Genomic DNA, 25330 nt, shown 5'->3' with positions numbered 1-25330 from the left:
CGGGGCAGGAAGACTGGGATGCTGGCAGGGAGCGCTGCCCGTGACGTGGCCCTGGCGGACAGGGGTGGTGATCGCCGTGGCCGAGACCTACGAGAACGCCCAAGGACCGACCGGTCCGACCGGTCCGACCGTTCCGGCCGTTCCCCTGGGAGACCCGTTTCTGCGCACCCGGTTCGCCCTCCCCGCGAGGCCCGCAACGTTCCTGCGGCGGCAACGGCTCGTCCAGCACCTCGACCAGGCTCTGCGGACACCGTTGACACTGGTCAACGGGGCGGCCGGGGCCGGCAAAACCCTGCTCGCCGCCGACTGGGCCGCCGGCCTGCGGCGGCCGGTCGCCTGGCTCACCGTCGAAGTGGGGGACCGGCGTCCCGGGGTGTTCTGGGCGTATGTCCTTCAGGCCATGCGCGCCTGCGGTGCACCGGCATCCGACGCGGTCGGGGCTCCTGCGGACGCGACCGGGGTGGACCAAAAGCTGCTGGCAGCCCTCGCCGCCGAGCTGAACGATCGCAGCCGGCCCGTGGTCCTCGTGCTCGACGAGTACGACCGCGTGACCGCCCCGGAGGTCGCGGAGCAGCTGGAGTTCGTACTGCACCACGCCGGGCGCGGCCTGCACCTCGTCCTCGTCACACGCACCGAACCGCTGCTTCCGCTGCACCGTTACCGGGCGGCCGACGAGCTGACGGAGATCCGCGCCGCCGAGCTGGCCTTCACCCCCGAGGAGGCCGTCGCACTGCTGGAGCTGCACGGTCTGAGCCTTCCGGTCCCCGCGGCACGCGCCTTGGTGGACCGCACCCGGGGCTGGGCCGCCGGCCTGCGCCTGTCCGCCCTGGCCGCGCGGGATTGTGCCGACCCTGAGCTCTACCTGAAAAAGTTCGAGGCGGACCGCAGCACGGTCGCGGACTTCCTGCTGGCCGAAGTCCTCAAGGGACAGCCGGAAGAGACACAGGACCTTTTGCTGCGCGTCAGCGTCCTGGAGCGTTTCTGTCCCGATCTGGCCAACGCGCTGACCCTCCGGGCCGATGCCGGACCCATTCTCGCCGGCCTGCACCGCGGCAACGCGTTCGTCGAGTACCTCGGGCACTCGTGGTACCAGCTCCATCCGCTGTTCGGGGAGATACTCCGGGCCCATCTGCGCGAGCGCCTGCCCGGCCTGGAGCCGGAACTCCACCGGCGAGCCGCGCGGTGGCTGCGTCGTCACGGATTCCTGCCGGAGACACTCGCCCACGGCGCCGCCGCGGGGGACTGGGATTTCGCCGCCGGTGCCCTCATAGACGACCTGGCGATCGGACAGCTCTTCACCGGCCTGCGCTCGGGTGACCTGACCCAGGTGTTCTCCCACATGGGGTCCGAGGCCAGGAGTCCAGCGACGGACCTCGTACGCGCAGCCCACGACCTGTCCCGGTGCGACCTGGACCGCGGTCTGACCCGCCTGCGCCACGCCGAGAAGCACTTGGCCGACGACGCGCCCGACCTGGCGGCTGCCCAGTTGAGCTGCGCGCTGCTGGAGGCACTGGCCGCCCGGCTGGCCGGATGTCCCCCACGGGCCGAGAAGGCCGCCGAAGCGGCCGACGAGCTGCGGCGGGAAGTCCCGGCACATCTCCTGGACAAGCATCCCGAAATCCCCGCTCTGCTGCTGACCCATCTGGGATCGGCGCGCCTGTGGGCCGGGCGTTTCGAGGACGCGCGCGCTGCCCTGACCACCGTGGCAGGTACTCCCGGCGGAGCCTCCACCGTGCTGCCCAGGAAGGAGTCGATGGGGCACCTGGCCCTGCTCGACTATCTGAACGGCTGGCTCGGCCGGGCGGAACGCAAGGCCCTTGCGGCGGTGTCCGAGGCGGAGCGGGTCGGCCTGCCCCAGCCGTCCGGCTCCGGCATCGAACGGCTGGTCCTGGCCGCCGTGGCCGTCGACCGCCATGAATTGGACCGGGCCCAAGCCCTCCTCGACGAGGCGGCCCTCCCATCGGGAGCGCGTGATCCAGTGCCGGCGGCGGGACGAGCCCTCGCCACAGCTCGACTGCTGATGGCCAGGGGCAGGGCACGAGCCGCCGTCGAGGCGGCGGACCCGGCCGTCTCTGCCGCCGTGGCATCACCTTGGGCGGCAAGCCATGAAGCGCTCGTCGCCTCCGCCGCCCACCTGGCCGAAGGCCGGCCGGACGAAGCCACCGAGGTACTCCAGCGCGTGTCCGGCGACCAGTCGGCGTGTGCCGTGGAGGCCGCGGCGATCCAGCTCGCCGCAGGGCGTCCCGAGGCGGCCGTCGACCTGCTCGACAGCATCCGCACCCAGGGCGGGACGGGTCCGGCGGTGACCGTGAGGGCGGCGCTGGTGAGGGCTCAGGCGGCGGAGGGGGCGGGAGACACCGCCACCGCCCGCAGGCTCGTGGCACAGGCGCTCCTCGACGCCCGGCGCGAGCGGCTGCGGCGTCCGTTCCTCGATGCCGGAGCGTGGATCCGGCCCCTCCTGGCCACGGCCTCACTGCACGAGCTGGCAGCGGGCTGGCTCACCCCCGGCCTGCCCCCCGCACGACGGCGTGAGCAGCCCGGCCCGGAATCGCTGCCCTCGCTGCTCGTCGCGGTGGAGCTGAGCGGACGCGAGCGTGACGTCCTGGAGCGGCTGGCCCGGATGATGTCGACGGAGGAGATCGCCGCCGATCTGTACTTGTCGGTGAACACGGTGAAGACCCACCTCAAGAGCGTGTACCGGAAGCTGGCGGTGAACCGGCGGGGCGAAGCTGTGCGCCGCGCGCGCGACCTCCGGCTGCTGTGAACGCGCGTCGGGAAGAGCGTCCGGCGCCCGCCCCACCGGCAGGACATCACAGGGTTGACGGTCCAAGGCGCCGGTGGCGGCGCCAGTACCAGAGCGCGCCGACCGCGGCGGACGCCGTGGCCAGGGTGATGCCGAGGACCGGCCAGCGGCTCTCGGCGATGCGCAGGCCGGTCAGGAAGGTCACGGCGGTCACGACGAGCGGCACGAGGAGGGAGAGGAGCGCGCGGAGTGCGGCCGCCATTACTTCCGGTTCGGGGCGGGAGGTCCGGTGGCGCGGGGCGGGTGCGGTGTCGGCGAAGTAGTAGGCGAGGACGCGGTCTGCCAGGCGGGCGTCGGCGCGCTGGTAGGTCACCGCCAGGTACGGGAGCCAGACGAGGGGGGCGACCAGTCCGACCAGGAAGACCACGCCGAGGAGCAGCCACCGCCAGGCCTGGACGGCGACCCGGCGTACGCGCCGGCCCGCGGCCTGACTCTCGTCGCCTGGCGTGAGCACGCCGAGGAGGTGGGCCATGCGCAGGGTGACGTCCCACAGGGCCACCCATCGCTTCCAGCGGGCGGGTGCGCCGGCGGCACGTCCGGTGCGGGCGAGCGCGTCCTGCGCCTGCCGGGTGTCCTCGTACACGCCCTGGAGGACGAGGAGTTCGCCGGCGCGGGCGCTCGCCGTGGGGTCGCGGCCGTCGAGGGCGGCCAGCTCCAGGACCGTACGTGCCTGGCGGAGCAGCGCCGCGCAGAACGCGACGGGAATGAGCACGAGGAACGGGCCGCCCACGAGGGAGCCCTCCGATACGACGGTCCGTCGGCCGCGAGCGACCACCCGGGCCCGGAGCTCCGCCTCGGTGGCGGTGGGGTGGTCCCGCCGAAGCGAGGCGATTGCTTCGGGCACGGCCGGACCGATGCGGCGGACGGCGAAGTCGGCGAGGAGTTCGGGGAGGTGCCCGGGATCGGTGACGACCGACGCCAGCAGCGAGCGCTCAGGAGAGGGCTCCTTGCGGGAACCCGCAGTTCTCAGATTCTCCCGGGGCGGCACACATCGTATCTATCACGAATCACCCTAATCAGGACGAGCGATCGGCCTCTCTCCTTTCGTTCTGGTTCGTCGCTCAAATCGCAGCTCTTCCCCCGTGGCGGGTGAGGCACGGGGCGCATGCTTCGGATGCGATGGGAGGAACGGCGAGGCGGGCGCCGGCCCACTGCCCGGCCGACTCCGCCGGCGTATCGGGCCGACTCGGCGAGGTGGACAGCGTGAAGCACTGGCGGGCTCTGATCGTCCTCGGTACGGCCCAGTTCCTCATGGTCCTGGACACCTCGGTCATGAACGTGTCCATCAGTCAGCTGGTCGAGGACTTCAACACAGAGGTCACCGCCATCCAGGCCGTCATCACTCTGTACGCACTGGTCATGGCGGCGTTCATGATCATCGGCGGCATCGCCCTCACCAGTTTCCTGGTCACGCCGCACCTGCCGACCGCCCGGGAAGACCGTCCGCGGCAGCCGGACGCCGAGGCTCCGGCCGGAGCGACCGGATCGACGCGCTGAGTTCCGAGGGAGTCACCTGTGTCCAGGACCAGAGCCACGACCGGCCCGGCCACGGACCGGCGGGAGCGCCGTGCCGAGCGCCGGACCCGCGCGGACTACACGGGCGGAGTCTACGGATCCATGCTCGCGGCCTCCGTGGTGGTCGGCGCCGGCTCCCTGGGCTCGTTCCCTCGCGTCGAGCTGGTGCTGTTGCTGTTGCTCACCGGCGTGGTGTTCTGGATCGGGCACGTGCATGCCCAGCTCTTCGGGGCGCGCCTGGCGCAACAGGCTCCGGACCGCCGGGTCGTATGGAACGTGTGCCGTGACGAGTGGCCGATCGTCAAGGCCGCCATCCCGCCGGCCGCCGCGGTGGTCGTCAGTCCGCTCCTGGGCCTGGACGTCCGAGGTGCCCTCTGGCTGGCTCTCTCCGTCGCCGTGGCCGGCCAGGTGGGCTGGTCCGTGGCCGCGGCACGCCGCGCCGGTGCTTCGCCGCGGCTCATGGCCGCCACCGCATCGGTCAACCTGCTGCTCGGCCTGCTGATCATCGCCTTCAAGATCTTTCTGAAGCATTGAGCCCTGGCGTCCGGTCGCCGGGCGACGGTCACCTGTACCGGGTGAGGCCCGAAGGAGCACGGAGGCGGACGATCGCAGGGAAAGGCGCGTCCGCCTGTCTGAAGCAGTCCATGGAAGGACAGCTCGTGCGCTACGAGATCCGAGTCGAGGGACACCTGTCGGAAACGCTGGCCAAGGCGTTTCCAGAGCTTGGCCACGTGGTGATGTCCGGCCAGACCATCCTGTTCGGCCCTGTCATGGACGAAGCGCACTTGTACGGACTGCTGGCACGCTGTCAGTCACTGGGACTGCGGGTCTTGGAGATGCGCCAGCTGCCGGAGTGACGGGACCGGGGCGCCGTGCTCAGAGCCGCTCCGCCCTGATCCGGCCGGAGCGGCGGGCGGCTTCCAGCGCCGCGAAGTCCCGCTCGTTGATGTCGAAGACCAGACGGCGCTCCGGCGAGGCGAGCAGCCGGAAGTTCAGCGGGTGGGCGTCCCCGCAGAGCTGCACCCGGAGCCCGGTGCTGGGGAGGGGCGCCAGGTCGGCTGCCATGATCGCGGCAGCGCCGCGGTAGAAGCGGAACGGCGACTCCAGCATGCGGCCGTAGCGGATCGGCACCAGCTCTGGTACTCGCTCGGCTGACTGGCGCTCTATCACCTCGATGGGGTCGACTCGCTGCTGTGCGGTCTCGTACCAGCCGTGCGACGAACGCGACGCCCGCCTGCGCGCGTTCCTGCCGTACTCCGCTCGCTCGGCCGGGGACAGGGACGCGGTGAAAGCGCTGGGCACGGTCATGGCCCGGCCTCCTCGTCCGGCGTCCCGGCGTCGGTACCGGAACGCGCTTTGGCCGACGGGCCGCGGCGCTGTCGGCGCAGCCCCGCCTGCGCCGCGCTCGCCAGCACCCGTGCGGCGACGCCCACGAGCAGCAGCCCTCCCGCCATCTGCACCATCGTCAGCACGCGCCCGGTCTGAGAGCGGGCGCGTGATGTCCCCGAAGCCGACGGTGCTGAACGTGGTCAGCGTGAAGTACAAGGCGTCCGTCCTCGTCAGCGGCTCACTGAAAGAGTCCGGGGCGGAGCGGTCCAGCAGGTAGTAGGCGTCGGCGAAGAGGACCAGGAACAGCACCAGCGTGGCGGCCAGGGCCTCGACGGCCCTCAGCCGTGGGTGAGGTGAGCGCGCGATGACCCGCACCTCCCACCCGAACACCAGCAGCACCGCCACCAGGCCACTGACGAGCAGCGCCGACGCACCAGCCGTACCGCGCTCGTCCAGAGGCAGCAGGTAGTAGGCAGTGACGAGGCCGACGGCGATGACCACGGCGCGGGCGACGGCGACGACCGCCGCCCACCGGCGGGGGTGGCGCCGCCGACGCGGCCGGTGGGCGTCCGGCCCGGACCGGCCGCCGTCCGTCCGGGCAGTGCTCCGGTCGCTCATCTCGTGTCTTCTCGTTCCGTCCGGCCGGAAGGTGGATGGGCCGGGCGCCGGGGGACTTCCAGCTCACCGTCACGGCGGCGTCGACGGCTCACCCGTGGTGGGTGAGCCGGTCGCCGAGCGGCAGGCGTGACCCTGGATCGGTCAGGTGCTCGCACACCGCCCCATCACCCCGCCCCGTCGGCTTCCGGAGGCGACGGCTGATCACGCGAGGAGGAGCCATGACCATGTCGCGTGGTCCGGCATCGCGTACCGGGCAGGAACCCGAGCCCGGCGGGGCGGCCCCCGATGTGCCGGGCGATTCCGCGTACATGCTCGCGCGGCTCGGCCGTTCATGGACCTGGCTCCTGGGGTCGGCCGTCGTGACGCTGTTGCCGGGCGTCCTGGTGCTGGTCTGGCCGGACGCGACCCTGCACGTCCTGGCGGTCCTCATCGGCCTGTACCTGCTGGTGACCGGGGCGTTCCGGTTCGTGGCCGTCTTCGCGCGGGAGGGGCACGAGCGGCTGCCGGAGCTGGTCCTGGCCGTGCTGTACGTCCTGGCCGGGGTGCTGTGCCTGCGCAACCCGCTGCAGACGATCGCCGCGCTCTCGCTGATCACCGGCGTTGTCTGGCTCGTGTCCGGCGTCCTCACCCTCTACACGGCCATCGCCACCAAGGACCTGCCGCACCGCGGGGCCGTCCTGGGCGCTGCGGTGCTCGGCATCGTCGCGGGGATCGTGGTCCTCGCCCTGCCTGCCGAGTCGGCCCGCGCCCTGACCCGGCTGCTCGGCCTGTGGCTCGTCCTACTCGGCCTAGTCGAGGTAGTGGTCGCCCTTGCGTGGCGCGCCGCGCTCCGAAAGACGTCCACCACCGGGCCGCACGTACCCGCCGCGGCGGCCTGACACCGCGCGCCGCTCCGATGCGGCTGCCTCCACGACCGTCATCCCGACCGGCGAGCGTCGCGGCCGCCGCAGCGCACACGGAGAGGAGCTCCCATGAACCCGGCCGCGACCCCGGATCCGCCGGACTCTGGCGGATCCGCCAAACGGCAACACGTCATGACCGCCGAGGAACGGGCGGAGTACGAGCGACTGCGCCGTCACGCCGCGGTGCGCCACCGGCGGCTACGCCAGGCTGGCGCCTCTGTCCTCCTTCTGCTGGCCCTGCTGCTCGCGCCCCTGGCCGCCGTCGCGGCCTGGGTCCAGGACACGGTCTCCGACACCGACAGGTATGTGGAGACCGTCGCGCCGCTGGCGTCCGAGCCGCCCGTGCAGGAGGTCGTGATCAACCGGCTCACAGACCGCGTGGTGGACAACGTGGACGTCGCGGCGGTGACGGACTCGCTCGTCAAAGCCCTCCAGGACGCCGGGGCTCCACCCCGCGTCGTGGAGGGGGCCGAGTCCCTCGAGGGTCCGCTGCGGAACGCGGTCAGAACCGTCGTGGACCGCACCGTCACCCGCGTGATCACCAGCGACGCCTTCCAGCAGGTGTGGGAGGGCGCCAACCGGCGCTCACACGCCGCGGTGGTGAACATGCTCACCGGAGAGCGCGAGGGTGCCGTGCGCGCCGAGGACGGGACCGTCCAACTAAACGTGGGAGAGGTCGTCGACCAGGTACGGGAACGGCTCGTCGACGCGGGTTTCGACAAGGCCACCGCCATCCCGGACACCGACCGGACGATCACGCTGTTCCAGACGGAGGAGCTGGGCAAGGCGCAGGACACGATGCGGCTGCTGGACATCCTCGGCACCTGGCTGCCCATCCTGACCGTGGTACTCGCCGCGCTCGCCGTGTGGACCGCTCCGGCGCACCGGGTGATGCTGATGATCACCGCGACAGGTGTGGGCGTGATGATGGTGGTGCTGCTCGTCGCGCTGGCCGTCGTCAGACGGGTCTATCTGGACTCGGTCCCGCCCACGGCGCTGCCCACCGACGCGGCCGCGGCGATCTACGACACGTTCGTCCGCTTCCTGCGCGACAGCACGCGCACCCTGCTGGTCGTGGCAGTGATCACGGCACTGGTCGCGTACCTGTACGGTCCCGGACGCCCCGCCCGCGCCGTCCGCACGGTGACGGGCCGGGGAACGACGGCCGCCGGCCGGGGGCTGCGCCGCGCCGGACTGCGCACCGGGGCCACCGGACGCTGGCTGACAGACCACCGGGCATGGACCACGGGTGGCGTCATCGCGGCGGGAGCGCTGACGCTGGTGCTCTGGAACCACCCCACGGTCGGAGCGGTGACCCTCGTTCTCGGCATCGCCCTGGCCGTCCTGATCATCCTGGCGATCCTCGCGGCGGCCGCCGGACCGGCCGACCGTGCGGCGGACCAGACGACGGAACGGGCGGCCCCGTGAGCCATGGTCGGGAAACCCGGCCTCGGGCACACATCCCGCAGGCACCCGGCGTCCCGCAGGCACACGGCCGCGCGGGTATCGGCGGGTCTGCGGTCCGGGGCCGCGGCCCGGCTGCTGTCCCGCCTGTCGGCGCTCAACGTCGTGGAGGGCTCCGTACGGCTCGCCGCCCAGGCGTTCCTCACCGCGCTCCCGCTGCTGATGACCGTCGCGGCGTTCGCCCCCGGCTGGATGCAGGACCTGCTGGCCGACTCCCTTCGTGCGGTTCTGGGGGTGCGCGGCGACACCCTCGACGAGATGCGCCAGGTCTTCTCCGCAACCGGCACGACACGAAACACCGCCGGAGCCGTGGGCGTGGTGGTGACGCTCGTGTCGGCCACGGCGTTCAGCCGGGCGCTTCAGGCGGTGTGCGAGCGGTGCTGGTACCTGCCGCGTGCCCCGGTGCGGGCCGCGGTCTGGCGCTGGCTGCTGTGGCTGGTCGTCTGGCTGGCTTTCCTCCTGCTCCAGGCGCCGCTGCGCAGCGGGTTCGGCGCCGGTGCGGTGACCGGGCTGGTGCTGTCCCTGCTCTCGGCGACACTGCTGTGGTGGTGGTCCCAGCATCTGCTGCTGGGCGGCCGGATCGGCTGGCGGAGCCTGCTGCCGGGAGCACTGCTGGCCGGCACCGGTACGGTCCTGCTGAGCCGGGCCGCCCGCGTGCTGGTGCCCGGGGCCATGGAGCGCAGCCTGGACGAGTTCGGCCCCCTGGGCCCCGTCTTCACATTCCTTTCCTGGCTGATCGCCGTCTTCCTCGTGGCCGTCTCGGGCCTGGCCCTCGGCGAGTACGTCGCCTCCACCACCTGGTACCGGTCGGCCGCCGCACCCCGCCGCCGTGGGGAGATCGACCCCTGACCCGGCCGCCGGAGCGCGTCAACCGGGGCTACTGGGCTGCCGCACACTCACCCGCATCGGGTGAGGCCGCCCGGTCCTTGCCGTGCCCACGCTGAAGACAGCACGCAACGGCGGCCGGGACGGAGGAGAGACATGAGCGCGCAGACGTACCTGGCGTACGACTATCCCCTGCTGAGCATCTTCTGGAGCATGCTTTTGTTCTTCCTGTGGATCATGTGGTTCGTCCTGCTCTTCCGCGTCGTCGTCGACATCTTCCGTGACGACGACCTGAGCGGCTGGGCGAAGGCCGGCTGGCTGGTGTTCACCATCCTGTTGCCCTTCCTGGGCGTCTTCGTCTACGTGGCCGCCCGCGGCAAGAACATGGGCCGCCGGGAGATCACGCAGGCACGTGCGCAGCAGGAGGAGTTCAACGCCTACATCAGGCAGACCGCGGCCGGCGGCCGGACCAGCAGCGTCGACGAGCTCGCCAGGCTGTCCGAGATCCGCTCCCGCGGCGACATCACGGACGAGGAGTTCCGCAGGGCGAAGGACCTGGTCCTGACCGGCCACGGTCCGGCGGAGCACTCGGGCTCCACCTCCCGTACCTCCCATCGCTGAGCATCCGGATCACATGAAACGAGGCGCAAGATGACCGCGACACACACCCGGCCGGCACACACGGCGAAGCAGGAATGGGCAACCGGCCTGACGGTCTTCGCGGCCGTGATGCTCTTCCTCGTCGGCCTGCTCGACATCTTCCGGGGCATCATGGCCATCGCCGAGGACGACATCTTCCTCACGACGCGCAATTACGTGTTCGAGTTCGACCTGACCGGCTGGGGCTGGGTCCACCTCGCTCTGGGCGCGGTCGCCGTGATCGTCAGCATCGGGCTGCTCCAGACCGCGACCTGGGCGCGCGTCGCCGGCGTGGCCATCGCCGGACTCGTCATCATCGCCAACTTCCTCTCCCTGCCGTACTACCCGGTGTGGTCGGTCGTGATGATCACCATCTCGGGCTTCATCATCTGGGCCCTGTGCGTGGTCCAGCGCGGCAACCTCTTCGAGCTGTCGGAGGAGCGCCCGGTGTATGAGGAGCACCCACCGCGCAGGGCGTGAGTCGGAAGAGAAGGGCCGCAGGGTGGAATCACACGGCGCGGACACAAGGGGATCAAGAGGGACAGGACCCCCGACCGTACTCGAGGGCCGTGCCGGACGGGCCCGCCTCGCCGTACTCGCCCTGCTGGGAAGCATCCTGGTACCGCTCGTCGCCGCCGGTCTGCGGAGCGTGCTGTGGGCGCTGGCCGGCATCGCCGGACTGGCGCTCGCCGCCGTCGGGGTGTGGTGGACCCTGGCGCACACAGGTGCGCTACGTACTCTCGGGGCGGCCCTGTCGGTGATCGCGCCGGTCGCTGTCCTCGCCCTGTATGCCGCGTTCGGCATGCTCGGGCCAGCCTTGTTGTCCCTCACCCTGTGGATCCTGGCCGTCACGGCGGCACGTACGGCCCTGAACCCCGGGCACACCACCTCCGAGCAGTCCGAACAGGCTGTCGCCGAGGCGCCCCACACCCCCTGGATCCTCATGAATCCGCGCTCCGGCGGCGGCAAGGTGGACCGTTTCCACCTGGTGGAGAAGGCCCGGGCTGCCGGCTGCCGGGTGGTCCTGCTCGAAGGCGGCCAGGATGTCGTCGAACTGGCCCGGCAGGCCGTCACCGAGGGGGCCGATCTGCTGGCGGTGGCGGGCGGCGACGGCACCCAGGCGTTGGTGGCCGGTGTCGCGGCGCGCCACGACCTGCCGTTCGTGGTGATTCCCGCCGGTACCCGCAACCACTTCGCCCGCGATCTCGGCCTCGACCGCGACGATCCGGCTGCGGCCCTGGAAGCCCTGACCGATGGCGTCGAACTCCGCATCGACCTCGGGTACGCCGCGGACCGGGTCTTCGTCAACAACGCCTCGTTCGGAACCTACGCGTCCGTCGTCACCGACCCCGCGTACCGGGACGCCAAAGCCCGCACGACCCTGCGCACCCTCCCCGGCCTCCTCACCGGCGCGGACGCGCCCGGACTGCAGGCGCGAGCCGACGGAACCAACGTCGACGGACTTCAGGCACTCCTCGTCAGCAACAATCCCTACGGACGTGCCGTCGACGCGGCCCATCCGGGGCGCAGGGAGCGGCTGGACTCGGGCCTTCTCGGCGTGGTGTGCGTGCGGGTCGGCAACACCGCTCAGGCGGCCCGCTTGGTGCGCGGTCCGCGCTCCGGGGGACTCATCCGGCTGAGCGCCGGGGAAGTCGTCGTCGAAGCCGACTCGGGCACCCTCCCGGTCGGCATCGACGGAGAGCACGTCGTTCTGCCGTCACCCGTCGTGTGCCGCAGCGCGCCCGGGGCGCTCCGGGTGCGCGTGCCGCGCCGTCGCCCTGGTACACCACGGGCGGGCGGGGCGACGGCCGACTGGCCGCGCGTGGCACGGCTGGCGCTGGGGAGCCTGTCTGTTCCCGGGTGAGTGGCTCGGGTAGTCCCATGCGTGAGCGATGCGTGAGCGATGCGTGAGCGGATGGCCGAGGACAATCCACCACAGCCAGGACCACCGATCAGGCCGGGGCGGTGCTGACCTGTAAGAACAGCACCAGTCGGCACGAATGAGCACCCCCGATCAAGGATTCGATCCCATCCTAAAGCGGGTGCCGCAGGTTCGAATCCTGCCGGGGTACGCGGTCTGACCAGGCAATATGAAGCAAACAGCCCCATCGAACTGATCTTCGAGGGGGCTGTTTCGTGGCATGGGGGCCAAATCGGGGACGCGCTGCGTGGGAGGCGGCAGCCTCCTCGTCGGCCGGGGCGCCGCAGACCCAGCGCCAGGACTCGGTTTCAGGCGGCGTGCGGGGTGAAGGTGACGTGGGAGTCACCTTCGTCGATGGCCAGGTTCAGGGTGCCGTCCAGGGCCTTGGCCAGGCGTCGCAGCAGCGGAAGAGTAGGCACGGTGTCGCCGCCCTCCATCCGGGACACCTGAGGCTGCGTCATCCCGGCCCGCTCGGCCAGTTCGACCTGGGACAGGCCGAGCTCGATCCGACGGTCGTAAACCGCCTGCCCGAGATCGCCGGCCAGCCGCGCGTCGACGTACTCCTGGTCGTACTCCACCGCCTCACCCGCAAGCTGCCGGGTCCGGCGCGTCCTCCACGTGCTGTGATTCATCAACTCTCCTTGCGCCGATCGTAGGTGTGCTCGGCCCGGCCGTGCTCGGCCTCACAGACCTTCTGAGCCTGATGCGCACGCTCGACTTCCGCCGCCTCACGCATCCTCGTCTTACGGAACACCGTCAGCAGAACGATCCGCTGCCCGGGGCGAGCCAGTACGGGATGCGCACGGCATCGCCGTCCAGCTCGAAGCGCAGCTCACGCAGCTTGCCGCCCAGGTGACGCGCGGGTGGGCAGATCCCGCTGGAGTTCAGATCCCGCGGCAACAAGCTGCATTTGCACGCGCCGGGATTGGACTGGCGGCTTGGGGCCGCGCTGGTCGTCCTGCTGCGCAGCTTCGGCGCCGGCTCGTGGGACGCCAGGAAGAAGTGACCGGTCGGTCACGCCGCCGGTCGCGCCCCTCGCCGAGCTCGTACGGTGACGGCCCGCCGCGGCGCGTGGGGATGCACCGCGGCGGGCCCGGCGGCCACTCGCCTGGGGCATCGAGCGGCCGCTTTCCCCCGCCCGCCGTCAGCCACGGGCCTGGCGGCGACGGGCTCGCGGGCGAGAGCGTGGTGTCGAGCACGCCAGGTGATAGTGGAACGTGGAGCCGGCGCCGGACGTGCTCAGCTTGGTGTGCGAGTGGTGTTCCTCGCCCGGCTTGATGGCGCGCATACAGCGCTCGCAGATCTTCATCGCCTGTTCTCCCCTACGAATGCCGCGCAGTCCTGTACGCGCGCCACAGCTCCTCGGCCGTCTCGCACCGCGTCTCTCCGTGCCCGCAGCCGGTGCATGGGATGGAGTGGTCGAGGAAGGCCCGGTACGCGAGCTGCGCGCGAGTGAACGTGCTGTTGCGTGCGAGCCGCTGCAAACGCCCTGACCAGCTGCCGCCGTCGCGCCACTGCCACCGGGTGCCGCTCATACCCGGGTCCCGACCGCGAGGGTGTCGTTGCCGGACAGCCGGATGATCGCGCGCAGGACGATCGCGAGGCGGCGAGCGTCCATCCCGATCACGCGGGCCAGGCTGGTCTGATGACTGGTCACGGTCGACAGGACGAGGTCGACGAAGGCCCGCTGCTCATCGTCCAGGCCCATCTCGTAGAGACGCGCGCTCAGGTGGTCCCAGCAGCATTCGGGGCCGTGGTCCGTCTCCCTGACCAGCGCTGCCTTCACGGCGTCCAGGGTGAGCAGGTGCCCCTCCTCGACGAGAGCCCGAACGGCCACCCGCTCGCACGGCGTGGCCGACCGCAACAGCCGTTCGCCGAGCGACGGCGCGACCTCCTCTTCGGTGGAGGGCTCGGTCTCGGCCTCTGTGGTCTCGTTCATCCGAGTGCCTCCGATGCCTGCCGGTAGCGGCCCATGGCAACGAGCTGCGCGACGGCCCCGGGTGAGCAGAGTTCACCGGGTGACGGCATCGGCACCGACCAGTACGGGCGCCACGCGTCCGGGGCGTCGCGGGTTACATCGGTCCGCGGGACGCCGAGATGCCAGCCCCGGCCGAGACAGTCCGTGTCCGGCGCCCGCCACCTCGCGGCGGTGCTGGCGGGCACCAGCGCGTAGTACCGGCCCCGACGCGGATCGTGGATGACCGGGCCCTGGAGAAGGGCTGCGGCGAGGTACGCGTTCACGCGCTCGGCCTCGTCGGTCCCGGCGGCGGCATGCACGATCTCCTCGGCGATGCGGACGGCGGAGAACAGCGTGCCGCAGCGCAGCAAGGCGATCCCGTGCTCGCCCCACTGCATACGGGCCTCACTGCTTCTGTCCGCCGCGGCCAACAACCAATGACCGATGGCCAACTCCCGATCCACGCGGGTGTGAACCAACACCCCGGGCTCTGCCTCAACAGGCGTACGTGTGCGGTCTCTGCTCATGCCCCTGAGACTCCCGGAAGTGTCCTGTTGCCCATCAGGACGGAACCGGGGCAGTTACTGACGGCGGGCCGGACAGTTTTCATCAGCGGGCGATGACGGTAGGGCTACCGTCGAAAGACGCGCGCATCCAGGGGGACACCATGGCCAGGGAGCGGAACATCAAGCTTGAGGCCCTGCTCAAGGAGCACGGCCTCAAGCATCACGAGCTCGCCGACGAGGTAAACCGGCTTGCAGAGGACGAGTTCGGCGAGCGCGCGAACTGCACCGACCGGCACGTGCGGCGCTGGATCTCGGGCGAGGTGCAGTGGCCATGGTCGCGGTACCTTCTGCCGCTTCAGCGCATCTTCGGCCGTAGCCCGGAAGCGATGGGTTTCGTACCGCGCAAGTCCTCACGGATCCCGTCGCCGCGGCCGACCCCCGTGAAGGAGCAACTCCCGGTGAGACGACGGGAGTTCATCGCAGTCGGCCTGGCCGCCGCCCTCGGTATCGACGCGATCCCCGTAGCGGGACGCCTGGGTACGAGCGACGTCGAGCGGATCCGCGGCATCGTCCCGGCTCTCTACACCCACGATCACGCGCTCGGCGGGGGTGCCCTGCACGAGGTGGCCGCGCAGGCGCTGCGGCACGTCCATCACGCGCTCAACCACTGCACCTACGGAGAGCGCATCGAGCGTGCCCTCTACGCCGCGGCGGGGGATCTCGCCGCCTCGGCCGGCTGGTTCGCCTACGACGCCGGACGGCAGGAAGACGCGACGAGCCTGTACAACGAGGCGCTGCAGGCGGGCATGTTGGCGGGGGACGGCATGCTGCAGGCGCGCGTCTGGTCGAACCTTGCGATGCAGGCGCGTCTCCTCGACCGCGACCAGGAGGCGCTGCGGATCGGACGCGCGGCCGTGGAGACCCGGCAGGCCAAGGGTGATCCGTGGCTGATGGCGCTGCTGCACTGCCGTCAGGCCGTCGGTCACGCCCGCATCGGCGACCGCACCCGTGCGGAACGGTCGCTCGTCCGCGCCGAGAAAGCCTACGACCGCGTACAGGGGCAGCCTGCGGCGTGGCTGTCGTTCCTCACGCCCGCGGAGCTCACAGGACTTGCTGGGGCTGCGCACCAGGCGCTCGGCCAGCATGCGCGTGCGCAGCAGCTCACTGCCTCGGCTCTCACCATGCTGGAGCCCCGATTCGAGCGGAACCGCGTCTACTACACGGCGCAACGCGCGAAGGCGCTCCTCGACGGCGGGGACGTCGAGGAGGCTGCCGCCGAGGCGGGGCGTGCAGTGGGCATCGCGGGGCGGGTGCAGAGCGAACGGATCCGGGGAAAACTCGGAGACCTACGGCAGCAGATGCGGCGCCACGCGCACGTACCGGCTGCGGCCGACTTCCTTGAGCAGATACGGCAGATGGGAGCGTGAGCGTGGACGAGCTGCGACTGGAGCGCAGGGATGCGGCAGGGCTCGGGGACATCCGGCGGCAGCTGCTCGACGTGTACGCGGAGGTCTACGCGGACAGGCTCGGCGAGGAGTTCCACAGCGTCGAGCGGTTCGACGAGCGGCTCGGCTGGAACACGGAGGTTCCGGGGTTCGCGGCCGTGGTCGGCTACCTCGATGAGCGTCCGATCGGCTACGCCTACGGCTGCACCCTGCAGCACGGCACCCGCTGGTGGAACGGGCTACGCACCCCCGTACCGATCATCGCGACCGTCGAGGACGGGGCGCGCACCTTCGCTCTGTCCGAGCTGATGGTCGTCGACAAGGTCCGCGGCACTGGAGCCGCGCGGCAGATTCACGATGAGCTGCTGCGCGGCCGGCCCGAGCAGCGAGTAACGCTCCTCGTCGAGCAGGATCATCCCAAGGTGCGCGGCCTGTACGAGGCTTGGGGATACGGCTGGTTCGGCGAGGTACAGCCGTTCGCGGACGCGCCGCTGTACGACGCCATGGTGCTGAACCTGACCTGAATACGGGGGCGCCGGTGCCGATCCGCCGCCGGTGCGGGCGGCGGTGCCGATCCCGGGCGGTGGGGCTTTGCTGAATGGGCTGGTCGTTGGGTAGGTGTCGAGTGGGTGGTCGGTCGGGATGTGTTCCGGTAGGAGTCGGTATGTGTTCCGGTGGGAGAGGGGGGCGGAATGGAGCCGCTGGCGGCTGGGGATCCGGTGCGGGTGAGTGATTTCGTGTTGCGTGGCCGGCTCGGCGCAGGGGGGATGGGGGCGGTTTTTCTGGGCCGGTCGCCGGGTGGGCGGGCGGTGGCGCTGAAGGTGGTGCATCCGCATCTGGCGCGGCAGGCGGAGTTCCGGCGTCGTTTCCGGCGGGAGGTCACAGCCGTGCGGGCTGTCAGTGGCGCGTTCACCGCGCCGGTGGTGGGAGCCGGTCCGGACGATGATCCGCCATGGATCGCGACAGTCTATGTTCCCGGGCCGACCCTGGCCGAGGCCGTGGCCAAGGCCGGGCCGTTGCCGGAAGACTCCGTGTGGCCGCTCGCGGCCGGGCTGGTCGAGGCGTTACAGGCCATCCACGCCGAGGACCTGCTCCACCGTGATCTGAAACCCTCGAACGTGCTGCTGGCCGCGGACGGCCCGCGGGTGATCGACTTCGGGATCGCTCGGGCGATGGACGGCACCGCGCTGACCGGGACCGGCATGATGGTGGGCACGCCGGGCTTCATGTCCCCGGAACAAGCCCAGGACGACCAGGTGGGTACGGCCAGCGACGTCTTCGCCCTGGGGGCGGTGCTCGCCTTCGCCGCCAGCGCCGACGAGCCCTTCGGCCAGGGCCCGCCTCTGGCGGTCCTTCACCGCGTCGTCACCAGCGAACCGCGGCTGAACGGGCTGCATGGCCCGGTACGCGCTCTGGTCGCCGCGTGCCTGGCCAAGAACCCCGCCGACCGACCCACTCCCGCGCAACTCCTCGAAGAGATCACCTCCCACTGGGACCCGCCCGACGACTTCCCCAACACCCCGCCATGGCCCCAGGCTGTGACCACCCTCATCCACACACGAGCCACACCTGCCACATCCGCCACCTTGCGGACCGCGGAAGGCGACACCAGCCCCACTCCACCCCACACCGGGTCCACCGCGGCCGAACCAGAGCAAGAAGACCTGGCAAGCCGCCACGAGCAGGCACAACGTACGAGCCAAACCGCCGGCCCTCTGGAGGCGGCACGTCTGCTGGCCGAGGTCGCCGCCGACCGGGCGCGTGTCCTGGGGCCCGACCACCCCGAGACGTTGCTTGCCCGCAGCGACCACGCCTACTACCTCGGAGAGGCGGGGAAACACGAGGAGGCGGCACGTCTGCAGGCTGACCTGGCCGCGGACCACTTGCGTGTCCTGGGACCCGACCACCCCGAGACACTGCGCGCCCGCCACAACCACGCCTGGAATGTGGGAGAGACGGGGGAACGCGGGGAGGCGGCACGTCTGCTGACCGAGGTCGCCGCAGACCACGTACGTGCCCTGGGACCCGACCACCCCGAGACACTGCGCGCCCGCCACAACCACGGCCGGAATGTCGGAGAGGCGGGGACCGTAGGAAGGCGGCACGTCTGCTCGCTGACGTCGCCGCAGACTACTTGCGCGTCCTGGGACCCGACCACCCCGACACGCTGCGCGCCCGCCACAACCACGCCTGGAATGTGGGAGAGACGGGGGAACGCGGGAGGGCGGCACGTCTGCTGACCGAGGTCATCACGGACTACGTACGCGTCCTGGGACCCGACCACCCCGCCACGCTGCGCGCCCGCAGCGCCCACGCCCGGAATGTCGGAGAGGGGGCCCGAGGCAGTTGACCTCGTATCAGGGCGCTACTTCTCACTCCGGCTCCGCGAACGCCTCCAACTGCCCATAAGTGCCGGACAGCACAAGGTGAGCGAACCTTAGGTGACGCGGCCTGACACGAACGGGGTCTCCCGGCGACAGCCGGGAGACCCCGTCGGATGTGCCGGCCGGCCTCAGCTCTTGCCGAGCAGGCGCCAGATCTGGTTCCTCTTGGTGTTCAGCGCGCTCGCCGGGTCGCAGGTCCACTGGTGGATCTTCGCGCCGGGTGCCGTCGAGATCTCGCTGACGTCGACGCACTTGCCGCTGTGCACCGCGGCCAGCTGGTAGTCCTTGCTGTTACCCAGCGCGGTGACGGCGTTGAGGGTGAACATCTGGTTGGTGGCGCCGTTGCAGGTGTACTGGATGACGGCGGCACCGTCGGCCGTGGAGCGTCCCGAGACGTCCAGGCACTTGCCGCTGTGCTGGTTGACCACCGTGTAGGTGTTCGCCCGGCCGGCGACCGGCTTGAAGTCGAACATCTGCTGGTAGCCGCCCTCACAGTGGTACTGCTGGTACTGCGTGCCGTTGGCCGTGGACCGGTTGGTGTCGTCCAGGCACTGGTTGCTGTGCTGGGCGACCGCGACCGTGGAGATCGTGGTGTTGGACGGCGGGAGCAGGGTGACGGTGTAGCCGTCCCTGGCGTCCGTCCAGGGCACGGTGACCGAAGCGGAGTTGCCGCTGACGGTCAGGGTCTGATCGGAGACGGTGACGGGTCCGGTCACGGCGGCGCCGCCGTTGTTCGGGACGCGCTGCACGACCGCACGGACGCGGCCGTTCTCCACGACGCCGGTGGTGTCCAGGCGGTCGAGGCCGACGGTGATGTTGCCGGTGTTGCCGTTGCTGCCGAGCAGGATCTTCGCGTTCTTGGCGGTGTTGTCCTTGGTGGCCAGGGCGTCGGTGCCGGTGCCCTGCGTGACCTTGACGATGTTGCCGGTCTGCGAACCGTAGTAGCGGTAGAGGAACCACTCCCCCAGCGGCAGGTACTGACTGCCGGTCTTGGTCAGCAGCTTCGCCTGGAAGTCGTGCAGGTTGCCGGCGGAGGCCCAGTTCGCGCGCAGGCCGTCCGCCCCCGCCCGTTCCAGACGCGAGATGTACCAACCGCCACGACCGGGGTTCTGCTCGCTGGTGCTGGCGTACTCGTTGACCTGGAACGGACGGCTCGTCGTCATCGACCGCGCCGACAGCTTCGATCTCACGGCGTTGGCATCGGCGACCGGGTCACCCGGCAGGTCGTGCCAGCTGTAGATGTCCGGCTCGACGTTGTTCGCCTTCACGTAGTCCAGGTACGTGTTCCACCAGGTGGAGCCGTTCGAGGCGGGCTTGAAGGCGCTGCTGGGGCCGACGACGACCGCGCCCGGGATGGCGGACCGGATCCGCTGGTAGGCGCGCTTCCACATCTCCAGGTACTGGGCCTGGGACCGTTCCCAGAAGGGAGTCCAGTCGGGTTCGTTCCAGATGTCCCACTGGACGTCGGTCATGCCGGCAGCCTGTACGTCGGCGATGAGGCGGTCGTAGAAGGCGTCGAAGCGGGACCAGTCGCCGTTGTCACCGGGGAAGGTGGGGCTGGTGGTCCCGTCGGCGCCCCACAGGTCGTGCGGCAGGATGACGAAGGTCCCGCCCAGCTCCTTGGTGCGCTGGTACTGGACGCGGGTGGAGTTCCAGCGGCGGTCGTACTTGCCTGCGACCCAGCCGCCGGGGTTGTCCAGCTGGGCACCGCCGGCCCGCATGAACTGCCACTTGATGTCGTCGTAGAAGTGGTCCTGGGGCAGCGAACCGTCCTCGGTCATCCCGTAGATCGTGCCCGAGGCACCGTAGGCGGGGGCGCCCCCGGCCGTAGCGAAGTCAACGGTGACCGTGGTGTCGGCGGCCTGCGCCGCGGTGCCGGGGAGGGCGACGGCGGCGAGCGACGCGAACAGTGCGGCGAGCGCGGTGGAGGCGCGGAGGCGACGGCCTCCCGCAGTGCCGGTTCTGGCGCTGCCTGTTCTGGCGGTGCGTCTTGGCGGGGGAAGGATGCGGGGTGTGTACATGTGCGGGTCTCCTGGGGGGAGTGCTGCCTGGGCGGGGCGCCCAGGTGGTCTCATCCGCCGGTCGGCGCGGCGTTCGCGGTGCGGCGGAGTTCGTGGGCCTCGGCGAGGAGGAGGTAGCTGCTGGCGGTCCAGGTGTAGGCGCGGTCGCGCAGGCCCGTACCGGTCAGGGCGTCGAAGTTCTCGGCGAAGCCGTTGGTCTCGCACAGGGCACGGAAGCGGGCGCTGATCTCGTCCGCCAGACGCTCGTGGCCGGCGCGGCGCAGGCCGTCCTCGACGAGAACGGTGGCGGGGGCCCAGATCGGGCCGCGCCAGTAGCCGTCGGCCAAGTAGTGCGGTGAGGTGGGCAGTTCGGTGGCCAGGCCGAACGCGGTCAGGTGTGCCTCGATACGTTCGGCCAGCACGCTGCTGACCTCCTCCGGCAGGTGCTCGCCCAGCGCGATGGGCATCAGGTCGAGCAGGCTGGAGGTGCTCCAGGTGTCCCCGCTGTGGACTGCGCGGGCGACGAACCGGTCGCCGGTCCAGAGCTGGTCGAGCATCGCGGCCTGGGTCGCCTCAGCCGTGCTCGTCCACTGCCGGGCCTCGTCGGAGCGCCCCAACTCGATGGCCAGAGCGGCGAGTTCACGCAGCTGGAGGATGAGGAAGGCGGCCAGGTCGGCGGTGACGATCACCCGCTGGGGATCGAAGGTCGTGGCGTTGTCCCAGCCGCTGTCGTTGCCGTGCTGGTAGTGCGGCAGGGCGGCGCCGGGTGCCCGCCGGGCGGTGAGCCAGAAGTCGGTCCAGCGGCTCAGCCTGTGGTACGTCTCGGCCAGTTCCGCCTGGTCGAGGGGTTCGGGAAGGCGTCGGCGCAGATGGCCCAGGGTCCAGCCGTGGATGGGCGGTTTGACGAAGTTGTAGAGGACCTCGGAGTGGGTGACCGAGTCGGGCAGCGCCCCGCTGTCGTCCTGGTGGTCGAAGGGCAGCGAGAACTGGTCCCAGGCCAGGTCAGGTGAACCGGGGGCCAGGGCAAGGGCGTTGAAGCAGTGGTCCCAGCTCCAGATCTTGTCCATCCAGTGCTTGGACATCAGCACCGCGGGCCGGGTGACCAGGCCCGCCGGACGCACGGTCGCGGACCACACCACGTAGGCGGCGAGTTCGGCGGCCGGCGTGCCGGACGAACGCCAGGGGGCCACCACGTCGGCGAACTCGGCGAACGAGCGCTGCGCTGCCGCCACGACCTGGTCGAACGTCGCCGAGGAGGTGAAAGGCCGCCGCGCCGAGTCCAGCTCCTCGACGGCGATCTCCCAGGCCCCGTCGGCGTCCGCGGTGACGGTGATACCGCGGTCACCGCTGCCGAGGGCCTCTGTGCCGGACGAGTCGGCCACGGCGCCGGACAGCACGGTGATCCGGTAGCGGCGACCGGTCTCGTACGAGGTGAGCATGTACGCACCGTCCACCGGGTCGCGGTAGAAGTAGCTGCCGCTGAACGGGGTCAGGGTCTTCGCCGCCGCGGTGACACGCAGGTCCAGCCCTTCACCGCGCAGGCGGATGGTGTCCGGTGTCTCGTAGGCGAGCTCGATGTGCCCGTCCGCATCGGTCCATCTGAGCAGACCCGGTGTCGTCTCGACTCGGGTCTCGGCCCGGTCGCCCGTCGCCACGTCGAGGGGGACCAGACGCAGGACCGCGTGCATGCCGTTCTGGTGCGAGACCAGGTGAAGGTCCTCGGCGTACGTCTTCTCCGCCACCACGGGCGAGATGTCGAACCAGGATCCGTACGTGCTGAACGGAATGTCACGGATGGAGAAGGCCGGTCCGGATCGGGCCGCGGTCATGAGGGGTTACTCGTTTCTTCAGCGGTGGGGGTGGAGAGGTGTGCGGTGGCCGGGGAGGAGGTCAGTCCTTGACGGCCCCGGCGGTCACGCCTGCGGCGACGTAGCGCTGGGCGAGGACGAGGATCACGGCGGCGGGCAGCGAGGCCACGACGGCGGTGGCCATGATGGCGTTCCACTCCTGGTTGTTGTTGCCGATGTACTGGTAGATGCCGAGGGTGATCGGCTCGTTGGCGCCGCCGTTGACCAGGGTGCTGGCGAAGATGAAGTCGGACCAGGACCACAGGAACGCGAACAGCGACACCGTGACGACCGAGTTGCGGCTCATCGGCAGGACGACCGACCGGAAGGTGCGCAGGGGCCCGGCTCCGTCCATCTGCGCGGCCTGAAGCAGTTCACGGGGGATGCCGGACATGAACGCGGTGAAGATGAGCACGGCGAAGGGGACGGCCAGGGTGGAGTCCGCGACGATCAGGCCGGGGACCGACTGGAGCAGGCCGAGGCTGAGGTAGATGGCGTAGAAGCCCATCGCCATGATGATGCCGGGGATCATCTGGGCGACCAGGAAGAGGAAGCTGAGCACTCCGCCGCCGCGTGGGCGCAGCTTGGCCAGGGCGTAGCCGGCGGGCGCGGCCAGCGCCACGGTCAGCACGACCGTGCCCAGGCCGATGACCAAACTCGTGGCGAGATAGGGAAGTTGCTGGTCGAGGACGGCACGGTAACCGTCCAGCGTGCCGTGCACGGGAAACCAGTCGGGTGGCGACTTGCGCATGTCCTGGTCGCGGGTGAAGGACACGTTCAGCATCCAGTAGACCGGAAAGAGCATGACGGCCGTGAGCGCGAGGCCCGTCGCCGTCTGCCACCAGGTGGTCCGGCCCCGGCGCGGACGGGGGCGCGGTCGTGGTGTGGTCACGGTGGTCATGAGGCGTACTGCTTTCGCTGGACCCTCAGATACACCAGGCCGAAGACCAGGGCGGCGACGACGAGCAGGTTGCCGACGGCCGCACCGGGGCCGAAGGCGGGGAGCAGGTTGCCGAAGCCGAGCTGGTAGGACCAGGTGGCGAAGGTGGTGGACGAGTCGGCCGGGCCGCCCTTGGTCATGATCCAGATGATGTCGAAGACCTTGAGCGTGTAGACCAGACCCAGCAGCAGGGTGATGGCGGACACCGGGCGCAGCAGCGGGAAGGTGATGCGCCAGAACCGCTGCCAGGCGTTCGCGCCGTCGAGAGCCGCCGCCTCGTACAGGCTGGCGGGGATGGACTGCAGACCGCTGTAGAGCACCACCAGGTTGAAGGGGACGCCGATCCAGACGTTCGCGAGGATCACGGAGGTCAGCGACCAGGACGGTGAGGTCAGCCAGTTCACCGCGTCGATCCCGACGGCGTGCAGGGCGGCGTTGACGACACCGGAGTCGCTGTTGAGCATCCACGACCAGGTGGAGGCCGACACGATCAGCGGCAGCAGCCACGGCACCAGGAACAGGGCACGCAGCGTCGCGGAGAGCCGGAAGTGCTGGGTGAAGAAGACCGCGAGGGCCAGGCCGATGGCGTACTGGAAGACCAGCGACACCACCGTGAACACCACGGTATGCAGCAGTGCGGGGCCGAACGTCGGGTCGTCGAAGACCGTCAGGTAGTTCTCCAGGCCCGTGAAGGGCGCATCGCCCTGGACGAAGGAGCGAACCGTGTAGTTACGGAGGCTCAGGTCGACGTTGCGGTAGAGCGGATAGGCGTAGAAGAGGATGAGGTAGAGGGTCACCGGGGCGAGGAATCCCCAGGCGGCCCACTGCTGGGAGGTGGCACGGCGCCGTGGCGCCCTGCGCGGCGGGGGCGGGGCGGCGGCGGCCGCCCCCTTCCGGTCATGCGCGGTCCGACGGTCCGGCAGCTGTGTCGTGCGGTTCATCAACGGGCCCCGGGTTCCGGTTACTTGACGGCGTCCTGCGCCGCGGTGAGCGCGTCCTTCGGCGACTGTGACCCGCTCAGGGCGGACTGGACCGCCTTCCACATCTGCTCAGAGATCTTGGGGTACTTGGTGCCGAGGTCGTCACTGGTACGTCCCTTGGCGGCCTTGACGGCGTCCACCCAGGGCTCCAGCTTGGAGTCGGCCGCGACCTGCTTGTCCTGCACCTCGCCGGTGGGCGCGACGTACGACAGCGTGGTGTCGGTGTCGAGCAGGTTCTGCGAGTTGGTCAGGCAGGCCACAAGCTTCTGCGAGGTGGCGTAGCGGCCGGTCTCGCCCTGCACCGGGATGGTGACGAACTCCCCGCCGGTCGGGGCGGCGGCGCTGCCTCCCTTGGCGCCCGGGACGGGGATGACCCCGTACTCGAAGCCGGCCTTCTCGGCGCCCGCGAGCTGCCAGGTGCCGTTCTCCGCGAACGCGTAGTCGCCGCTCGCGAACTCCTGCCAGCTGGTGGTCTGGGTGTTGTTGATCACCGAGTTGGGGGCGTAGCCCTTCTTCAGCCAGTCGCTCCACAGCTTCAGCGCCGAGACGCCCTCGGCCGAGTCGAGTTCGGTCAGCTTCGCGCCGGAGCCCCAGAACCACGGCAGGAACTGGAAGCTGCCCTCCTCCGTGCCGATCGCGGAGAAGGTGATGCCCTTCTTGCCCGCCTTGTCGACCTTCGCCAGCGCCGCCGTCAGCGAGGCCCAGTCCTTCACCGAGGCGATGTCCACGCCCGCGGCCTCGAGGACCTCCTTGTTGTAGTACAGCGCCAGGGTGTTGGCGCCGATCGGCGTGCCGTACGTCTTCCCGTCCGTCTGACCGGCCGCGAGGAGGTTCGGGTCCACGTTCGAGGTGTCCAGCTTGTTGTCGTCGGTCGTGGTCAGCACCCCGCCCTCGGCGAGGGTCGACACCACGGGGTTGTCGACGATGAGCACGTCGGCGGAGTTGTCCTGCTGCGCCGCCAGCAGCGCCTTGTTCGTCAGATCGCTGGTGTCGTACGCCGTCCGCTTGATCTTCACATCGGCTTCGGTACCGCAGCTGTCGAGCAGCTTCGCCCACGCCGAGCTCTTGTCGAACTGCGGGTACGGGTCCCAGACGGTGTACGTACCGCCGTCCGCCGACTCCGCGGACGTGTTGCCGTCGCCGGAGGAGCATGCGGCGGTGGAGGCGGTGAGGGCGACGACGGTCATGGCCGCGGCGGCGAGACGGCGTCCGGTGGATCTGTTCATGGGGCTGTTCCTCTGGTTTTTGGCATGGG

The 25330-nt window shown here is 70.5% G+C and carries 21 protein-coding genes and 5 pseudogenes; 14 read left to right on the top strand and 12 right to left on the bottom strand.

Annotation, left to right across the window (positions count from 1 at the left end; genetic code table 11):
* Positions 1-76: 76 nt before the first annotated feature.
* Positions 77-2764, top strand: coding sequence for a LuxR C-terminal-related transcriptional regulator (locus ACYVO6_RS11420; protein WP_461060033.1), 2688 nt, complete (start codon positions 77-79; stop codon positions 2762-2764).
* A gap of 46 nt (positions 2765-2810) precedes the next feature.
* On the opposite strand, the gene ACYVO6_RS11415 is transcribed toward ACYVO6_RS11420, so the two are convergent.
* A complete protein-coding gene (locus ACYVO6_RS11415) occupies positions 2811-3791 on the bottom strand; it encodes a hypothetical protein (protein ID WP_461060007.1) in 981 nt (326 codons plus the stop codon).
* Positions 3792-4006: 215 nt separating this feature from the next.
* Here ACYVO6_RS11415 and ACYVO6_RS11410 point away from each other — a divergent pair.
* From ACYVO6_RS11410 to ACYVO6_RS11400, 3 genes and pseudogenes are all read left to right on the top strand, one after another.
* Positions 4007-4189, top strand: a pseudogene (locus ACYVO6_RS11410) (MFS transporter); the annotation flags it as partial.
* A gap of 129 nt (positions 4190-4318) precedes the next feature.
* On the top strand, positions 4319-4852 hold the full coding sequence (locus ACYVO6_RS11405) for a hypothetical protein (protein ID WP_461060005.1): 534 nt from the start codon (positions 4319-4321) through the stop codon (positions 4850-4852).
* A gap of 125 nt (positions 4853-4977) precedes the next feature.
* Complete coding sequence (locus ACYVO6_RS11400; RefSeq protein WP_461060003.1) at positions 4978-5175, top strand: hypothetical protein; 198 nt, start codon at positions 4978-4980, stop codon at positions 5173-5175.
* 76 nt (positions 5176-5251) lie between these two features.
* Here the strand turns inward: ACYVO6_RS11400 and ACYVO6_RS11395 are convergent.
* Together ACYVO6_RS11395 and ACYVO6_RS11390 are read right to left on the bottom strand one after the other, a co-directional pair.
* Positions 5252-5626 (bottom strand): annotated as a pseudogene (locus ACYVO6_RS11395) (DUF2252 family protein); the annotation flags it as partial.
* Positions 5623-6265: pseudogene (locus ACYVO6_RS11390) on the bottom strand (potassium channel family protein). The pseudogenes ACYVO6_RS11390 and ACYVO6_RS11395, both read right to left, overlap by 4 nt.
* A 218-nt stretch (positions 6266-6483) precedes the next feature.
* On the opposite strand from ACYVO6_RS11390, the gene ACYVO6_RS11385 reads away from it, so the two are divergent.
* From ACYVO6_RS11385 to ACYVO6_RS11360, 6 genes are all read left to right on the top strand, one after another.
* Positions 6484-7143: an HdeD family acid-resistance protein gene (locus ACYVO6_RS11385; protein ID WP_461060001.1), complete on the top strand. Its 660-nt coding sequence runs from the start codon at positions 6484-6486 to the stop codon at positions 7141-7143.
* Positions 7144-7236: 93 nt separating this feature from the next.
* Positions 7237-8595, top strand: a complete 1359-nt coding sequence (locus ACYVO6_RS11380; RefSeq protein WP_461059999.1) for a hypothetical protein — start codon at positions 7237-7239, stop codon at positions 8593-8595.
* 3 nt (positions 8596-8598) lie between these two features.
* Positions 8599-9480: a ribonuclease BN gene (locus tag ACYVO6_RS11375; RefSeq protein ID WP_461059997.1), complete on the top strand. Its 882-nt coding sequence runs from the start codon at positions 8599-8601 to the stop codon at positions 9478-9480.
* 132 nt (positions 9481-9612) lie between these two features.
* Positions 9613-10077 (top strand): SHOCT domain-containing protein, encoded by a 465-nt coding sequence (locus ACYVO6_RS11370; RefSeq protein WP_461059995.1) that lies wholly within the window; start codon positions 9613-9615, stop codon positions 10075-10077.
* Positions 10078-10107: 30 nt separating this feature from the next.
* The gene (locus ACYVO6_RS11365; protein WP_461059993.1) at positions 10108-10575 is read left to right on the top strand and encodes a DUF7144 family membrane protein; all 468 of its coding nucleotides are present in this window, start codon (positions 10108-10110) and stop codon (positions 10573-10575) included.
* A complete protein-coding gene (locus tag ACYVO6_RS11360) occupies positions 10547-11959 on the top strand; it encodes a diacylglycerol/lipid kinase family protein (protein ID WP_461059991.1) in 1413 nt (470 codons plus the stop codon). Before ACYVO6_RS11365 ends, ACYVO6_RS11360 begins: the two co-directional genes overlap by 29 nt.
* A 365-nt stretch (positions 11960-12324) precedes the next feature.
* On the opposite strand, the gene ACYVO6_RS11355 is transcribed toward ACYVO6_RS11360, so the two are convergent.
* From ACYVO6_RS11355 to ACYVO6_RS11340, 4 genes and pseudogenes are all read right to left on the bottom strand, one after another.
* The gene (locus ACYVO6_RS11355) at positions 12325-12648 is read right to left on the bottom strand and encodes a helix-turn-helix domain-containing protein (protein ID WP_461059989.1); all 324 of its coding nucleotides are present in this window, start codon (positions 12646-12648) and stop codon (positions 12325-12327) included.
* Positions 12648-12883: pseudogene (locus tag ACYVO6_RS11350) on the bottom strand (type II toxin-antitoxin system RelE/ParE family toxin); the annotation flags it as partial. The pseudogene ACYVO6_RS11350 and the gene ACYVO6_RS11355, both read right to left, overlap by 1 nt.
* A gap of 664 nt (positions 12884-13547) precedes the next feature.
* Positions 13548-13955: a hypothetical protein gene (locus ACYVO6_RS11345; protein WP_461059987.1), complete on the bottom strand. Its 408-nt coding sequence runs from the start codon at positions 13953-13955 to the stop codon at positions 13548-13550.
* Complete coding sequence (locus ACYVO6_RS11340) at positions 13952-14500, bottom strand: hypothetical protein (protein WP_461059985.1); 549 nt, start codon at positions 14498-14500, stop codon at positions 13952-13954. Before ACYVO6_RS11340 ends, ACYVO6_RS11345 begins: the two co-directional genes overlap by 4 nt.
* 140 nt (positions 14501-14640) lie before the next feature.
* Here ACYVO6_RS11340 and ACYVO6_RS11335 point away from each other — a divergent pair, with 140 nt between their 5' ends.
* From ACYVO6_RS11335 to ACYVO6_RS11320, 4 genes and pseudogenes are all read left to right on the top strand, one after another.
* A complete protein-coding gene (locus ACYVO6_RS11335) occupies positions 14641-15906 on the top strand; it encodes a hypothetical protein (RefSeq protein ID WP_461059983.1) in 1266 nt (421 codons plus the stop codon).
* A gap of 2 nt (positions 15907-15908) precedes the next feature.
* Complete coding sequence (locus ACYVO6_RS11330) at positions 15909-16448, top strand: GNAT family N-acetyltransferase (RefSeq protein ID WP_461059981.1); 540 nt, start codon at positions 15909-15911, stop codon at positions 16446-16448.
* Positions 16449-16616: 168 nt separating this feature from the next.
* Positions 16617-17903 (top strand): annotated as a pseudogene (locus tag ACYVO6_RS11325) (serine/threonine-protein kinase); the annotation flags it as partial.
* Positions 17864-18274: a tetratricopeptide repeat protein gene (locus tag ACYVO6_RS11320; RefSeq protein ID WP_461060031.1), complete on the top strand. Its 411-nt coding sequence runs from the start codon at positions 17864-17866 to the stop codon at positions 18272-18274. The pseudogene ACYVO6_RS11325 and the gene ACYVO6_RS11320, both read left to right, overlap by 40 nt.
* 162 nt (positions 18275-18436) lie before the next feature.
* On the opposite strand, the gene ACYVO6_RS11315 is transcribed toward ACYVO6_RS11320, so the two are convergent.
* The 5 genes from ACYVO6_RS11315 to ACYVO6_RS11295 all read right to left on the bottom strand — a co-directional run bounded on the left by ACYVO6_RS11315 (position 18437) and on the right by ACYVO6_RS11295 (position 25301).
* Positions 18437-20329 (bottom strand): RICIN domain-containing protein, encoded by a 1893-nt coding sequence (locus tag ACYVO6_RS11315; protein ID WP_461059979.1) that lies wholly within the window; start codon positions 20327-20329, stop codon positions 18437-18439.
* A gap of 50 nt (positions 20330-20379) precedes the next feature.
* Positions 20380-22137, bottom strand: coding sequence for an amylo-alpha-1,6-glucosidase (locus tag ACYVO6_RS11310; protein ID WP_461059977.1), 1758 nt, complete (start codon positions 22135-22137; stop codon positions 20380-20382).
* Positions 22138-22198: 61 nt separating this feature from the next.
* Positions 22199-23056: a carbohydrate ABC transporter permease gene (locus tag ACYVO6_RS11305; RefSeq protein WP_461059975.1), complete on the bottom strand. Its 858-nt coding sequence runs from the start codon at positions 23054-23056 to the stop codon at positions 22199-22201.
* A complete protein-coding gene (locus ACYVO6_RS11300; RefSeq protein WP_461059973.1) occupies positions 23053-24036 on the bottom strand; it encodes a carbohydrate ABC transporter permease in 984 nt (327 codons plus the stop codon). Before ACYVO6_RS11300 ends, ACYVO6_RS11305 begins: the two co-directional genes overlap by 4 nt.
* A 20-nt stretch (positions 24037-24056) precedes the next feature.
* Entirely contained in the window at positions 24057-25301 is a 1245-nt protein-coding gene (locus tag ACYVO6_RS11295) for a sugar ABC transporter substrate-binding protein (RefSeq protein WP_461059971.1), read from the bottom strand.
* Positions 25302-25330: the final 29 nt, after the last annotated feature.

It is taken from the genome of Streptomyces pseudoechinosporeus (assembly GCF_054783935.1).
Note: the sequence above shows the minus strand (reverse complement) of the source record. Positions and strands in the feature narration are given on the sequence as shown.